We start from the raw sequence: 13,541 nt of genomic DNA on the forward strand, positions 1-13,541 counted from the left end.
CCAGCCCCCCATACCCCCCGAGGTATTTAAAGCCAGATGAAAGGACAGTCGTGACAAGCCCCTGGATCGCAGCGCTGATGGCGGTTTTTCTCTGGTGGTTCGCCACCGGGGCGATCCTCATTGTCGTGCGGCTCTGCGAACGGCGGGGGGCTGCGGCACGGCGGCGGGCGGTGCTGATGGCGCTGCCCGTACTGGCACTGGGTATCTGGGGCTACGAGACGACCTTGGGGCAAACCGGCACCGGCTCGGCCTGTGGGGCATTCCTCGCGGCATTGGCGATCTGGGGTTGGATCGAGCTCAGCTTTCTCACCGGGGCGATCACCGGACCCAACCAGCGCCCCTGCCCCGCGCATATCGTCGGGTGGGAGCGGTTCATCCGCGCCTGGGGCACGGTCGCCTATCACGAAATGCTGCTGACCGGCGTGCTGATCCTGCTCTGGCTCTATGCCACCGATGCGGTCAACACCGTTGGTCTCTGGACCTTCAGCATCCTCTATTTCGCCCGGATCAGCGCCAAGCTGAACCTCTATTTCGGCGTGCCCAAGATCAATACAGAATTCCTGCCTGCGCAACTGGCGCATCTGGCCAGCCATTTCCGCATGGCCCCCGTGGGCTGGTTCTTTCCGCTCACGGTCTCGGCTCTTAGCTTTGCAGTGGCCTGCTGGCTCGAGCGGCTGTGGTCCGCGCCCACGCCCGAGACAGCCGTTGGCTTTGCCCTGCTGGCGGCGATCACGGCGCTGGCCCTTCTCGAACACTGGTTGATGGTGCTGCCATTGCCGGATGCAAAACTCTGGCGCTGGATGCTGCCCGCGCCCAAACCCACACCTGAAAAATCAAGACCGGAGGGACATCATGGATTTTGATGCCATGTTCACGGCGCAACTCGACGCGCTGAAAAAGGAAGGCAATTACCGCATTTTCGCAGAGCTGGAGCGGCAATGCGGCGCCTTTCCCAAGGCCAAGAGCCATGATGCAGATGCGCCCGAAGAGGTCACGGTCTGGTGTTCCAACGACTATCTCGGCATGGGACAGCATCCCGTGGTCCGCCAAGCGATGAAAGACGCGATCGACGCCTGCGGCACCGGCGCGGGCGGCACGCGCAATATCTCGGGCACAGCCCATCACCATCTGGTGCTGGAGCGCGAATTGGCCGATCTGCATGGCAAAGAGGCGGCGCTGCTATTCACCTCGGGCTATGTCTCGAACTGGGCCGCGCTCTCGACCCTTGGCGCGCGCCTGCCCGATGCGGTGATCCTGTCGGACGAGCTGAACCACGCCAGCATGATCGAAGGCATCCGCCACAGCCGCGCCAAAAAGGTGATCTGGCGGCATAACGACCCCGAGGATCTGGATCGCAAACTGGCCGCCCTGCCCGCCAATGCGCCCAAGATCGTCGCCTTCGAGAGCGTCTATTCCATGGATGGTGACATCAGCCCGATGGAAGAAATCGTCGAAGTGGCCGAGAAACATGGCGCGATGACCTATCTTGACGAAGTGCATGCCGTCGGCCTCTACGGCCCGCGCGGTGGTGGCGTGTCCGAGGAACGCGGCCTTGCGCATCGGATCACCCTGATCGAGGGCACACTGGGCAAGGCCTATGGCTGCATGGGCGGCTATGTCACCGGCTCTGCCGCGATGTGCGACTTTATCCGCTCCTTCGCCAGCGGCTTTATCTTTACCACGGCCCTGCCCCCGGCAGTGGCTGCGGCGGCGACGGCCAGCATCCGCCACCTCAAGGAATCGCAAACAGAGCGGCAGGCGCAGCGCGCGCAAGTGGCGCGGTTGCGCAGCTTGCTGGACCGGGTGGGCATTCCGCATCTGGACAATGACAGCCATATCATCCCGGTGATGATCAAGGACCCGGTCAAATGCCGGATGCTGGCTGACATCCTGATGCGCGACTATGGCATCTATGTGCAGCCCATCAACTATCCCACAGTGCCCAAGGGAACCGAACGCCTGCGCTTTACCCCCGGCCCGCTGCATACCGACGCCGATCTCGACCACCTCGTGCGGGCCCTGACCGTGCTCTGGAAGCAATGCGCCCTCGCGCATGCCGTGGCGTGATATTTCTGGCCGTCAAACGCATAGCGCACGCGGTGTGACAACCGCGTGATCTGCCCGCCCCGCTGATTGACCTGACCTCAAGACCGCCCACCTAATAACGGGAAAGCGGAGGCGAGGAGGTCTCAGCATGCGCAACCTTTGCGCGATTTTGATTCTTGGGCTTTTGATTCCTGGGCTGTCGGGACTTGGCACCGCGACGCTCGCCGCCGATGCACAGCGGGGCGAGGCGCTTTTCAAGGATTGCCGGGCCTGCCATTCAATCATCGACGAGACAGAAACGCCAGTGGTGCGCGGTGGGCGCACTGGCCCCAACCTCTATGGCGTGATCGGACGGCACGCGGGCAGCGTGCCGGGCTTCAATTATTCCCGCTCGATGGTGGCGGCGGGTACATCCGGCCTACGCTGGAACGAAGAGGGCTTCGTAAGCTACATCGGCGATGCCACGGCATTTTTGCGCACCTACCTTGATGATCCGCAGGCACGCGGCAAGATGGCCTATCAATTGCGCGATGTGCAAATGGCACAGGATGTCTGGGCCTATCTTCAGACCGTCACGCGCCCGCCTGCGCCGTAGATTCAGCGCACCTGCCGCAATGGCACCACTTCGGCCCGCCCTGCCACAGCGGCCCGGATCGAATGGGCGATATCCGTGGCCGACAGGCCCGCATCGGCATACATATCCGCAGGGTCCGCCTGATCTATGAACCGATCCGGCAAGCAAAGCGTGCGCAGGATCAGCCCCTTGTCAAACGCGCCACGCCGCGCCAACTCGTGCAGAACCATGCTGCCAAAGCCCCCCATCGCCCCCTGCTCCACCGTGATCAGCGCGCGGTGATGGCCAACCAGCTGCATCAAGAGGTCTGTGTCGAGCGGTTTGGCAAAGCGGGCATCGGCCACGGTCACGGTAATCCCGTCATCCGCCACCATATCGGCCGCGACCTGACATTCAAAAAGATGCGCGCCAAAGCTGAGGATCGCCACATCGGTGCCCTCCTCGATCACGCGGCCCTTGCCAATGGCCAGCGGCTTGCCCCGTTCTGGCAGCGCAACGCCCGTGCCGGATCCACGCGGATAGCGAAAGGCAATCGGCCCTGCATCATGCGCGGCAGCAGTGGCGACCATATGGACCAGTTCCGCCTCATCGGCCGCCGCCATCAGGGTCATGCCCGGCAGATTGCCCAGATACCCGATGTCGAACGCGCCCGCATGGGTGGCACCATCGGCCCCCACCAGCCCCGCGCGGTCAATGGCAAACCGCACCGGCAGCCCTTGCAGGGCCACATCATGCACAACCTGATCATAGGCGCGTTGCAGGAAGGTAGAGTAGATCGTGCAAAACGGCTTCAATCCGCTTGCCGCCATCCCGGCGGCAAAGGTCACAGCGTGTTGCTCGGCAATGCCCACATCGAACACCCGCGCCGGAAACCGCTCGGCCATTTTGGTCAGGCCGGTGCCATCAGGCATCGCGGCGGTCACGGCAACGATGCGATCATCGCGCGCCGCTTCATCGACCAGCGCTTGTCCGAATACGCCCGTGTAGGACGGCGCACCGGGTTTCGATTTCGCCTGAGCGCCGGTGGCCGGGTCGAATTTCGACACGCCGTGGCCCTTGTCCGCCGCCCCCTCGGCCGGGGCATAGCCCTTACCCTTGACGGTGCAGACATGGATCAGAACCGGCCCCGTCGCCCGCGTGCGCGCTGCGCGCAGCACCGAGAGAAGCTGCCCCATGTCATGGCCATCAATCGGCCCGACATATTGAAATCCCAGCTCTTCAAACAGCGTGCCAGAGCCCGTGAGCCCCGTCACCAATTGCCGCGCGCGCTTGGCGCTTTCCCGCAACGGCGTCGGCAGCGCCGCCTCGAACCCTTCGGCGAGAGACGCCATACGCGCCAGAGGCTCGCTGGCATACATACGGCTGAGATAGGACGACATCGCCCCAACCGGCGGCGCGATACTCATTTCGTTGTCGTTGAGAATGACAAACAACCGCCGGCCCTCGGCCCCAGCGTTGTTGAGCGCCTCATAGGCCATGCCGGCGCTGATTGATCCGTCACCAATCACGGCAATCGCATCGCCCGTCGCCTGCCCCATGTCGCGCCCGACAGCAAAGCCAAGCGCGGCACTGATCGAGGTCGAGGAATGCGCCGCGCCAAACGGATCGTAGATCGACTCGCTGCGCTTGGTGAACCCCGACAACCCATCCTTTTGCCGCAGCGTGCGGATACGGTCGCGGCGGCCGGTCAAAATCTTGTGGGGATAGCATTGATGGCCCACGTCCCAGATCAGCTTGTCCATCGGCGTGCTGAACACCGCATGAATGGCCACTGTCAATTCGACCACGCCCAGAGATGATCCCAGATGCCCGCCGGTTTCCGACACGGCGGAAATCACCTCGGCGCGCAATTCATCGGCAAGGGCGGCCAATTGCCGGTCCGGCATCTGGCGCAAATCCGATGGCCCGGCGATACGGTCCAGAAGCGGTGTGTTGGGTCTGGTGTGGGTCATGGCGGCCTCCTCCCCGGTGGCGCTGATGCCACCCGCGCGAGGGGCGGCAAAGGGCAACGGGGGCGCATCATAGCGCCCCCGTGCAGTGTCAGTTGCTGTAATCCGGCTCGCCGCTTGTCGTGGCAAGCTCGGGCCAGTCGCCGATCACATTGGTGCCTTGCAGAGGCTGCTGATATCCCTTGTGACAGGTCTTGCAGGCGGCCTTGGGCGCGTCAGCATAGACAGGTCCCAGCCGGTTTTCGGGCAAGAGACCCTCAAGCGGCACGAGATAGGTGTTGTTCAACTCCAACACCATTTCGATCCCCAGGATTTCCGTGCCCCACTGCGGCGTGACCTGCGCCCCGTCATAGAAGGCGCGGGAATTGTGGCAGAACACACAGTTCACCCCAAGCGAATTGCTGACATAATTCATCAGCGAATAGGTCCGCTCGGCCTGCTGGATACCCGGATAATCATCCGTGCCCGGCACACCCGCCACACGGGATTCAAGATCATGCACCTTGATGCTCTCGCCATCGAGCAGGTATTTCTCCAGCGCGTCCGAGGGCAACGAGGTGTATTGCGACTGCACGGTCACCCGGTTCTGATTGGCCGACCAACCCTCGACGGCCTCATTCACCGGGCTGATCTTGTACCAGATGTCCGAGGGCACCGGCTGACCACGGTGGCAGGTGTAACAGGTCACACCCACCTCCTTGTTGGCGTTGACGTGACCGGACCATTCCTCGTTGAGGTTCTGGGTCATGCCGATCATGACATGGCCCACAGAGGTCTGGTAATTGTCCGGGCTCTCGAAAAGATCGGGAATTCCGGTCCAGACACGCATCGCGGTCAGCAAGCGATCATAGTTCTCAACCGTGAGGTTTTCCAACCCCGGCGGCACGTTTTCACGGGCCTCACCGGCGGTCTGCTCGCCCCCTTGTGGCACAACGGGTGCCGAGGTTGAGGCAAGGAAGCTCTCGATCGAGGGATCGGGCTTGGCCAGATCCACCTTGAACTCGGGCACCGACATGCCCGTGCCGCGTGGGCCGGTCTGCATACTCTCGGTGGCATAGGGCTGGCCCCATGTCACCAAGAGAGCTGCCACAAAGACCGCGCCGCCCACTGTGCCGATGGCCACCGCCGGACCAAAGATATTGGTCGGATTGTCACGGTTCCATTTGTCAAACCATTTGGGAAACATGGCTTACTCTCCTTTTCCGATAAAGGCCTCGTAAGAGCCATAAGCCTCGTAGCCATAAGACCCGTCGTACATCGGCGCAAAGTTGTGCTCTTGTGCCCAGATGAACCAGTTGTCCACGACCGTGCCGGTCAGCAGGATGCCGATACCACCCGTGATCGGGGTGAGAACCGCAAACCACCAGGCCCAGCGGTGAATCCCCTCCATCGTCGCGTTGAACCCCATGGTCCAGCGCCAGAAGAGGGCGGCGCGCTCAGACGCCGTGCCGCGATCAACGATCTGTTCCAACTCCCGGTCGCCACCAAAGCGGGTCACAGCCAGAATGGTCGCCCCGTGCATCGCAAAGAGCAGCACCGAGCCATAGAGGAACACGATCGAGAGACAGTGGAACGGGTTGTAGTAGAGGTTGCCGTAGCGGATCGAGAACGCCGTGGTCCAGTCAAGGTGCGGGAAGATACCGTAAGGCACCGCCTCGGACCACGACCCCATCAGGATCGGCCGGAAGAGGCCCAGCACCAGAAAGAGCCAGATGGCAGAGGCAAAGGCCCAGGCGACATGTTTGCCCATCTTGTGGCTTGCGGCCAGTTGATAGGTGCGCAACCACCAGGCACAGACCGCCACCAGCAGAAAGAACGAGCTGATGATATACCAACCGCCATCATTGAGCGGCGGCATCGACAGCCCATGCTCCGGCCCCGGCGGCTCCAGCGCCAGCCAGAAGAGTTGGCGCAGAAACTCGGGCAAAGACCAGCCCACCTGCGCCAGCATATTGAGGCCGACGATAAAGAACCACATGAAGCCGCTGATCAGGCTGACCACACCCAGCATGCCGAGGTTGATCGGCCCGATCTGCGCGTTGCCAAGCCAACCGACGAGGGTCGAGAAGAAGGGCTTGCCGGCGCGTTCGGCCGTCAGCCGCCCGCCGGTGTCGTCCATGCCCATCTCGGGCGTGCCCTGCACCTGAACTTGGGTGAAAATGTTCTGATATTCAATCATGGTTCACATCCCTACCTGAGAGGGCCAGATCGGCAGGTCGAGCCACCAGTTCCACCACTCGGGCCAGCCTTTGGTCCAGACCGGGCCGGAAATGATGATACAGACCGCCGAAAAGAAGACCGCATTGATCGCCAGAAGAAAGCCAACGCGGTGGATGCCCAGCGTGCCGACAGAATAGCCAATGAAGTCGCGAAAGAAGGTGTCCTCGTGATCGGGCGTCTTCATCTCTTCGCCCTTCTCGGGGTTGGCCGCCGACAGGATCAGGCCGCCATGCAGCGCCAGAGCAAAGGTGGTGGTAAAGAACAGCGTCACCGCCAGCATATGCGCCGGATTGTAGTGGAAGTGCAGATAGGCATATCCGGTATTCGAGACCCAATCGAGGTGACTGAAGATCCCATATGGAAACCCGTGCCCCCAGGCCCCCATCAGAAGCGGGCGAAAGATCACCAGCGTCACATAGGCCAGGATCGCGAAACTAAAGGCAAAGGGCACATGATAGCCCATCCCCAGTTTGCGACAGATTTCCACCTCGCGCAGCGCCCAGCTGATAAAGGCCCCGGTGGCGCAGAAGGTGATGATTTGCCACAACCCTCCCTCCATCAGCGGTGCCAGACCAAGACCGTAGCTCAGGTCAGGTGGCGCGATGTTGATGAGCCATGGGTTGAACGTCCCCTGTTGCGACGCTCCCCAGAAAATCAGGATCGTGCCAAGGGCTGCGAAAAATGCGGTCGTGACCCCGAAGAAGCCGACATAGAAGGGCCCGACCCAAAAATCGAACAGATCGCCGCCAATCAGCGTTCCTCCGCGGACACGGTACTTTCTTTCAAAACTGAGCAAAGCCATCTCGTGGTCCCCGCGTTGTCCGGCCGTCGCGGGTGCCCGCTCAGCCGTTTCGTTTCGTTAGGTAGCCGCGGGCGGCGTTGGCCCCGCCCGCAGCGATCATTGGGACAGTGAAATCACTGACCATACTTGGCAGCGGCGATTTCAAACCAGTTGAAACCGTCGGTGCTGAGCAGCACGAGATGGATCATCGCGGCCAGAAGGAACAGGAACGCGCCCTGCGCCACGAAAACGCGGCGGGGGTCGAAAATGAGCCAGATCTTGTAGAACTTTGCCATGTCTATCCCCTATCCTTAAAACCACGGGAACCAGATGAAGGTTGCAATGTGTGCAACCACTGCAAGTGCCGTGAACAGCCAAAGGCCACTCATGTACACAGAATGCAGCTCCTGGGCCTGCTCGTCGGTGAGACCTGTGAACGACAGGTCAGATTTATCAGCCATGAACTTTCCTCCGGAACGTTATGCTGACGTCGCGTGCCCCGCGACCGGGTCCTTCGGGGCCTGCATGGCCCCGCAGGGTTCTGTCCGCCCCATCATGGAGCAGGCAGCTCGTGATCTCGGCCTATCAGGCCGAGAAAATCAGTGGCGTTGTGCGATCCGCCTCGGCCCAGGCACGCGCCAAGGGTCCGCGCAGATCAAGCGTGCGATACTGCACCACTTCGCGCATCCAGCGCAGAGTGGCGAAGGGCAGCGCCAACGCAAAAATCAGAGCAAAATAGAGCTGAAACTCCAGACCACGGCGGCGCGCCTGACGGCTGCGCACTCGGGGCGGGTTTGATGTCATGTCAGTCATCGTCTCAGTCCTCCTCTCGAACTGGAACCCCGGTCATACGGGGGGAAATCGCTTGAACGGTTTGCAACACGACCCGTTCGTCGCCCTGCCGCAACGCCGCGTCTTCGGCGGCATCGCGCAATGTCTTGGCCGCGGAAATCCGCGTCAGTACCGGATGTTCGGCCACGATCCGCTCCAACTCGCGGGCGGCATCGGCATCCCATGGGAAATCCCGGCGCAGCGGTGTGGGCGTCGCCTGCACAGCATCCATTTCGGTGGCCAACGGCAGGATGTGAAAGAGCGCATCAAAAAGCCCGTTGCACACTTCCTGCAAAAGCCACGTTGCTCCGGCATAGCCCATCACTGGCGTCCCTGTGGCGCGCCGGATGGCCGCCCCCGGAAAGCTCATGGGCAGGAAAACCGGCTGCGGGCCAAATCCGGCGCGCGTCTCGGCCAGATAGATCTTTTCGTTGATCGACCCCATCAGGATAAGCGGCCGCTTGGTATGAACCAGACTGCGCACTTCCTCGTTGTTGGTCTTCTTGCCCGCACAGCGCGCCACCGCAAAGGCGCAGGGCAGGCCAAGATCGCCCTCAAGGTAAAGCCGGATACCGCGGGCATAGGTCTCGTTCGCAACGATCCCGAAATTCGCGGTGGCAAAGAAATCCTGCGTCACAGAGCGCCACAGATCCCAGACCGGCTTTAGCGTCGAATGTTTCTCACGTTCGATGAATGGTTCCGGGTCAAGCCCCAGCATCTCGCCCAGCTTGCGCAGGAACAGCGTCGTGCTCTCTACGCCAATGGGCGCTTGCAGATAGGGCTTGCCCAGAACCTCGGCCAAACCCCGGCCAAACTCGCGATACATAACGACATTGACGTCGGCGTTGACCAGATTGCGCATCTCGGCCAGATGCGCGCCCAAGGGCATCACCATATTCACCTCGGCCCCGATCCCCTCGACCAGACGCCGGATTTCGTGCAGGTCCGACGGCATGTTGAACGTGCCATACATCGGCCCAAGGATATTGACGCGGGGGGCGGCCCCCTCCTCACGCGGCTTTTCGGGGGGCATCCGCCCCTTGGTCATGCCGAATTCGGTGAAAATCCACGTCATCGCCCGATCCGCCGACTGCCATTGATCCTCGTCAATGGTGCGCGGCAAAAAGCGTTGAATATTCGTGCCTTGCGGCGTCACACCGCCGCCGATCATCTCGGCGATCGAGCCGGTCACAACCACCGCAGGCAGCGCTGGATCAAGCGTGCCCCAGGCGCGCTTCATCGCCTCTTCGGTGCCAGCCCCCATCTCGCCTTCGCCCAAGCCCGTCACCACGATGGGCAACTCATGCGGCGGCAGCGCGTCGGTGTAATGCAGCACAGAGGTCACCGGCAGGTTCTCGCAGCCCACGGGGCCGTCGATCACCACCTGCAATCCCTTGACGGCGCAGAAGGCATAGACCGCCCCCCAATACCCGCCCGCGCGATCATGATCCTGAATAAGCATCAGATCATCTCCTGCGCTTTGGCGGCACGCGCCTGCTTATCGAGCTTTTTCTGATGCTGCGCGCGGAAATCGGGGCGCAGATTTGGGCTGCCTTCCCAGATACCGGCGGTGTCGCCTTCGCCCACCCCGGCAAAGAAATCGCGCATGCTGTCCATACGGGCCTTGTTGCCCATGGCCGCATTGACCACCTCGGCCAGGCTTCCCGCCCCCGCCGGGCCCATCAAGGGCCGCGCAGAAATGAGGTTGGTGAAATAAAGCGACGGGATGCCCTTGGCCTTGGCCTTTTGCACAACGGGCGTTGTGCCAATCGCCAAATCAGGCTGAACCGCTTCCATCGCCGCGCAGTCATCTTCCAGCGAGGCGCGGAATTTGACCTTGACGCCCTTGGACACCAGCCATTCGGCATCCGCCGCCGACCACGGTGTTTTGGGGCAGGCCGTGCCGACATAAGGCACATGCGCTCCGCTTTCGATCAACAACCGCGCCACCAGCAATTCGCTGCCTTCATAACCCGAAAGGGTGATCGTGCCCTTGATCGGCGCATTGGCCAGAGCCCCTTTGATCGCGGGCAAAAAGGCGTTCTGCGCCGCCGCAACCTTCTCTGACGAGAGACCAAAGGCATCGCCAATACCCGCCAACCACGCGGCGGTGCCATCATGGCCCACCGGGGCCGAGCCCACGATGGGGCGGCCTGCGGCCTCGAATTCGCGGATTGCAGCGGTATAGAACGGATGGATCGCCGCCACCGCGCCGCAATCCAGCGCGGCATAAAGCTCGCGCCATTCGCGGCAGGGCACGACCGGCCCGGCGGCAAGGCCCATGGGCGCCAGCATCGCGCCGATCATCATCGGGTCCGCCGGAAACATCTCGCCCAGCAATGTCACGGTCGGGCGATCAGACTTGCCACCCGCAGGGGCCGCAACCGGCCCCGCCATCACTTCTTTGCGGGCGTAGTTCAGCATCGCCCCCGCCAACACATCCTTGGCCTCGGCATGGGTCGGGATACCGAACCCGGGCACATCAATGCCCACAATCCGCACACCGTTGATTTCACTGGGCAAAAGGCGCAGCGGCACGCCGCTTGCCGTCGGCACACAGAGGTTGGTCACGACAATGGCATCGAACCGCTCTGGATCAGCCATTTCATGCACGCTCTCGCGGATGTCTTCGAATAGCTTGCCCGTGACAAGTGTCTCGGAATTGAACGGCACATAGCCCACCGAGCGGCGCGCGCCGTAGAAATGCGACACGAAAGTCAGACCATAGACGCAGCAGGCCGAGCCAGACAGCACCGTCGCCACCCGCTTCATCCGCAGGCCCACGCGCAAGCTGCCAAAGGCCGGGCACATGCTCTGCGGCTGGTCATGCGGCCCTTTGGGATAATCGCGGGCATATTGATCCAGCAATTCCGATTGCCCCGCCAGACGCGCAGCCTTTTCCATCTCTGCCCCGGAATGGCAGCCGCCCGCCAGGTCAGGCGCGGTCTCAACGGCAGTGCCGGTGATCACGCGGGCCTCTGCGGCCCCGTCATATGTGACTTCATCGCTCATGACACCCGCCTTTGGGGGGATGCGTGCTCATCCCGGTTGGTCATCTGCTGGACGGCCTGAATATCGGCCAAGAGGCGGCGCAATTGATCGGGGCGCGCGCGCGCCAAAAGGCGCTGCACCTCGGCCAATGTCTCGCGGCGGGGTTCCTCACGCATCGTCATAAACCACCTCCAAAGAGGCTTTGGGCGCTGCGTATTTGCCGCGCATATCCTCATCTGTCGCCGGTTCCAGCACATAGTCGCCGCCCGTGTCCTTGCTGTCGAACAGCGCCAAAAGCCCGTCCTGATCCAGCGGATTGGGTCGCACCGGCGGCGCAACAGAGACCGCATCGGCCAGCTCGGCAAATAGATCGCCCCACTGGCTCGCCGCCGTGCCAACGATCTGATAATTCGCGGATTTCTTGCGCAGATCGTCATCCTGCGGGATCGCGGCCAGCACCGGGATATTCACCGATTTGGCAAAGGCTTGTGCCTCGCCAGAGTGGTCATCCTTGTTGATGACCAAACCCGCCACACCGACATTGCCACCCAATTTGCGGAAGTATTCCACCGCCGAGCAGACATTGTTCGCCACATAAAGTGACTGCAGATCGTTTGACGCCACCAGAATGACCTTTTGCGCCATGTCCCGCGCAATCGGCAAACCGAACCCGCCACACACCACGTCTCCAAGGAAATCCAACAAGACATAGTCGAAATCCCAGTCATGGAATCCGAGCTTTTCGAGAAGCTCAAACCCGTGAATGATCCCGCGTCCGCCACAGCCCCGGCCCACTTCTGGTCCGCCCAATTCCATCGCGAACACGCCGCCGCGCTTGAAACAAACATCGCCGATCTTGACCGGCTCGCCTGCCAGATTCTTGCGGGTCGAGGTCTCGATGATCGTGGGGCACGCTTTGCCGCCAAAAAGCAGGCTGGTGGTATCGGATTTCGGATCGCACCCGATCAGCAACACGCGCTTGCCCATCTCGGCCATCATGTGGCTCAGATTGGCCAGCGTAAAGGATTTGCCGATGCCGCCCTTGCCATAGATCGCGATGATCTGCGTCTTGGACTTGGGTTCGCCTTGCGGAATTTCGAGGGTGGGCTCTTCATGCGCCTCGTCGCGCAGCCGCTGGTCGAAATCCTTGAGATTCGGTACTTCGTCCTTCATGCCGCGTCCTTCCAGTTGAGTATCATTTTCAGGCAATCGGGATCGCTGAACGCGGTCCGATAGGCCTGCGGCGCGGCATTTGCCGATGCCTGATGTGTGATCAGCCCACTCAGGCTAAGCACACCCGATTCGACGAGCGCGCGGGTCGCGGTCAGGTCGTCATGGACCCATTCCGCCGCCACGCGCAGCCGCGCTTCCTTCATGAACGCCATGGGAAAGGCAAAGCTGAGCGCCTGGGGATAGAACCCCGCCAGCACCACCTCGCCACCCTTGGCCAGACGCCCGATCAGCGTATTCAGGATCGCGGGATCGCCCGAGGCATCGTAAATCGCGCGGTAGTCGCGGCGCGTGTCCGTATCGGGATGGATCACCGAATACCCTTGCGCCCCGCTGCTGCGCCCCGCCTGCGTTTCCCAGACGGTCGGCGCAGGTGCGCCCGCCGCAATGGTCAACCGCGCCAACAAGCGCCCCAGAACGCCGTGCCCAACGATGAGGTCCGGCACTGCCTTGTCCAGCCCTGCCATCGCATGCCGCGCCGTCGCCGCCAGCGCCAAAAGCGCGCCCTCGGCCCCGAAACCCGCATCGATTCGGCACACCCGCGACGCCTTGGTCACAAGCCGCGCAGAGGCACCACCAAAGAGACCAAAGGCCCCCTCGTAGCAATCAGCACCGGGCACGAACACATGATCGCCGGGCTTATAACCGGTGCCGGGCGCGGCCTCGACCACCTCACCGGCGGCCTCGTAACCGGGCACCAGCGGATAGCCCATACCGGGAAACGGCGGCATCTGACCGGACCAGAACAGTTTTTCCGTGCCGGTGGAAATGCCCGAATGGGTCACGTCAACCACCAGATCTCCGGCCCCCGGCGCTTTGAGCGTCAGGCTATCAACCGAGAGGTCTTCTGGTCCTCTGAGATGAACGGCGCGGGTTTCGATGGTGGCCTCCTGTCCGTTGTCTGACACTGTCAGATTTT

The 13,541-nt window shown here is 62.1% G+C and carries 15 protein-coding genes; 3 read left to right on the plus strand and 12 right to left on the minus strand.

What is annotated here, in order from left to right:
- Positions 1-50 precede the first annotated feature (50 nt).
- The 3 genes from puhE to ROSMUCSMR3_RS04430 all read left to right on the plus strand — a co-directional run bounded on the left by puhE (position 51) and on the right by ROSMUCSMR3_RS04430 (position 2,641).
- The gene (gene puhE, locus ROSMUCSMR3_RS04420; protein ID WP_081506581.1) at positions 51-863 is read left to right on the plus strand and encodes a putative photosynthetic complex assembly protein PuhE; all 813 of its coding nucleotides are present in this window, start codon (positions 51-53) and stop codon (positions 861-863) included.
- Complete coding sequence (gene hemA / locus ROSMUCSMR3_RS04425; protein ID WP_008280379.1) at positions 853-2,067, plus strand: 5-aminolevulinate synthase; 1,215 nt, start codon at positions 853-855, stop codon at positions 2,065-2,067. The genes puhE and hemA overlap by 11 nt, the downstream gene beginning before the upstream one ends.
- Before the next feature lie 127 nt (positions 2,068-2,194).
- On the plus strand, positions 2,195-2,641 hold the full coding sequence (locus tag ROSMUCSMR3_RS04430; protein WP_081506582.1) for a c-type cytochrome: 447 nt from the start codon (positions 2,195-2,197) through the stop codon (positions 2,639-2,641).
- A gap of 2 nt (positions 2,642-2,643) precedes the next feature.
- Here ROSMUCSMR3_RS04430 and dxs read toward each other — a convergent pair whose 3' ends face one another.
- The 12 genes from dxs to bchC form a co-directional block, all read right to left on the minus strand.
- The gene (gene dxs, locus ROSMUCSMR3_RS04435; protein ID WP_037297510.1) at positions 2,644-4,572 is read right to left on the minus strand and encodes a 1-deoxy-D-xylulose-5-phosphate synthase; all 1,929 of its coding nucleotides are present in this window, start codon (positions 4,570-4,572) and stop codon (positions 2,644-2,646) included.
- Positions 4,573-4,660: 88 nt separating this feature from the next.
- Complete coding sequence (pufC, locus tag ROSMUCSMR3_RS04440) at positions 4,661-5,755, minus strand: photosynthetic reaction center cytochrome PufC (protein WP_008280382.1); 1,095 nt, start codon at positions 5,753-5,755, stop codon at positions 4,661-4,663.
- A 3-nt stretch (positions 5,756-5,758) separates the two neighbouring features.
- On the minus strand, positions 5,759-6,748 hold the full coding sequence (gene pufM / locus ROSMUCSMR3_RS04445) for a photosynthetic reaction center subunit M (RefSeq protein WP_008280383.1): 990 nt from the start codon (positions 6,746-6,748) through the stop codon (positions 5,759-5,761).
- 3 nt (positions 6,749-6,751) lie between these two features.
- Positions 6,752-7,591: a photosynthetic reaction center subunit L gene (pufL, locus tag ROSMUCSMR3_RS04450; RefSeq protein ID WP_008280384.1), complete on the minus strand. Its 840-nt coding sequence runs from the start codon at positions 7,589-7,591 to the stop codon at positions 6,752-6,754.
- Between the two features lie 113 nt (positions 7,592-7,704).
- The gene (pufA, locus tag ROSMUCSMR3_RS04455) at positions 7,705-7,866 is read right to left on the minus strand and encodes a light-harvesting antenna LH1, alpha subunit (RefSeq protein ID WP_008280385.1); all 162 of its coding nucleotides are present in this window, start codon (positions 7,864-7,866) and stop codon (positions 7,705-7,707) included.
- 15 nt (positions 7,867-7,881) lie between these two features.
- Positions 7,882-8,031 (minus strand): light-harvesting antenna LH1, beta subunit, encoded by a 150-nt coding sequence (pufB, locus tag ROSMUCSMR3_RS04460; protein WP_008280386.1) that lies wholly within the window; start codon positions 8,029-8,031, stop codon positions 7,882-7,884.
- A 124-nt stretch (positions 8,032-8,155) separates the two neighbouring features.
- Positions 8,156-8,383, minus strand: coding sequence for a cytochrome PufQ (gene pufQ / locus ROSMUCSMR3_RS04465; RefSeq protein ID WP_008280387.1), 228 nt, complete (start codon positions 8,381-8,383; stop codon positions 8,156-8,158).
- A gap of 4 nt (positions 8,384-8,387) precedes the next feature.
- On the minus strand, positions 8,388-9,863 hold the full coding sequence (gene bchZ, locus ROSMUCSMR3_RS04470; protein WP_008280389.1) for a chlorophyllide a reductase subunit Z: 1,476 nt from the start codon (positions 9,861-9,863) through the stop codon (positions 8,388-8,390).
- A complete protein-coding gene (bchY, locus tag ROSMUCSMR3_RS04475; protein WP_081506583.1) occupies positions 9,863-11,413 on the minus strand; it encodes a chlorophyllide a reductase subunit Y in 1,551 nt (516 codons plus the stop codon). The genes bchZ and bchY overlap by 1 nt, the downstream gene beginning before the upstream one ends.
- Positions 11,410-11,574 (minus strand): hypothetical protein, encoded by a 165-nt coding sequence (locus ROSMUCSMR3_RS21070; RefSeq protein WP_157132400.1) that lies wholly within the window; start codon positions 11,572-11,574, stop codon positions 11,410-11,412. The genes bchY and ROSMUCSMR3_RS21070 overlap by 4 nt, the downstream gene beginning before the upstream one ends.
- Positions 11,561-12,565, minus strand: a complete 1,005-nt coding sequence (locus tag ROSMUCSMR3_RS04480) for a chlorophyllide a reductase iron protein subunit X (protein WP_008280392.1) — start codon at positions 12,563-12,565, stop codon at positions 11,561-11,563. Before ROSMUCSMR3_RS04480 ends, ROSMUCSMR3_RS21070 begins: the two co-directional genes overlap by 14 nt.
- Entirely contained in the window at positions 12,562-13,503 is a 942-nt protein-coding gene (gene bchC, locus ROSMUCSMR3_RS04485; RefSeq protein ID WP_081508549.1) for a chlorophyll synthesis pathway protein BchC, read from the minus strand. Before bchC ends, ROSMUCSMR3_RS04480 begins: the two co-directional genes overlap by 4 nt.
- Positions 13,504-13,541: the final 38 nt, after the last annotated feature.

Source organism: Roseovarius mucosus, assembly GCF_002080415.1.
Classification (GTDB): Bacteria; Pseudomonadota; Alphaproteobacteria; order Rhodobacterales; family Rhodobacteraceae; genus Roseovarius; species Roseovarius mucosus_A.

Excerpts from the sequence above, each read along its gene's own strand:
- hemA (WP_008280379.1), top strand. The coding sequence starts at position 853 with ATGGATTTTGATGCCATGTTCACGGCGCAACTCGACGCGCTGAAAAAG.
- ROSMUCSMR3_RS04430 (WP_081506582.1), top strand. The coding sequence starts at position 2,195 with ATGCGCAACCTTTGCGCGATTTTGATTCTTGGGCTTTTGATTCCTGGG.
- dxs (WP_037297510.1), bottom strand. The coding sequence starts at position 4,572 with ATGACCCACACCAGACCCAACACACCGCTTCTGGACCGTATCGCCGGG.
- pufC (WP_008280382.1), bottom strand. The coding sequence starts at position 5,755 with ATGTTTCCCAAATGGTTTGACAAATGGAACCGTGACAATCCGACCAAT.
- pufM (WP_008280383.1), bottom strand. The coding sequence starts at position 6,748 with ATGATTGAATATCAGAACATTTTCACCCAAGTTCAGGTGCAGGGCACG.
- pufL (WP_008280384.1), bottom strand. The coding sequence starts at position 7,591 with ATGGCTTTGCTCAGTTTTGAAAGAAAGTACCGTGTCCGCGGAGGAACG.
- pufA (WP_008280385.1), bottom strand. The coding sequence starts at position 7,866 with ATGGCAAAGTTCTACAAGATCTGGCTCATTTTCGACCCCCGCCGCGTT.
- pufB (WP_008280386.1), bottom strand. The coding sequence starts at position 8,031 with ATGGCTGATAAATCTGACCTGTCGTTCACAGGTCTCACCGACGAGCAG.
- pufQ (WP_008280387.1), bottom strand. The coding sequence starts at position 8,383 with ATGACTGACATGACATCAAACCCGCCCCGAGTGCGCAGCCGTCAGGCG.
- bchZ (WP_008280389.1), bottom strand. The coding sequence starts at position 9,863 with ATGCTTATTCAGGATCATGATCGCGCGGGCGGGTATTGGGGGGCGGTC.
- bchY (WP_081506583.1), bottom strand. The coding sequence starts at position 11,413 with ATGAGCGATGAAGTCACATATGACGGGGCCGCAGAGGCCCGCGTGATC.
- ROSMUCSMR3_RS21070 (WP_157132400.1), bottom strand. The coding sequence starts at position 11,574 with ATGACGATGCGTGAGGAACCCCGCCGCGAGACATTGGCCGAGGTGCAG.
- ROSMUCSMR3_RS04480 (WP_008280392.1), bottom strand. The coding sequence starts at position 12,565 with ATGAAGGACGAAGTACCGAATCTCAAGGATTTCGACCAGCGGCTGCGC.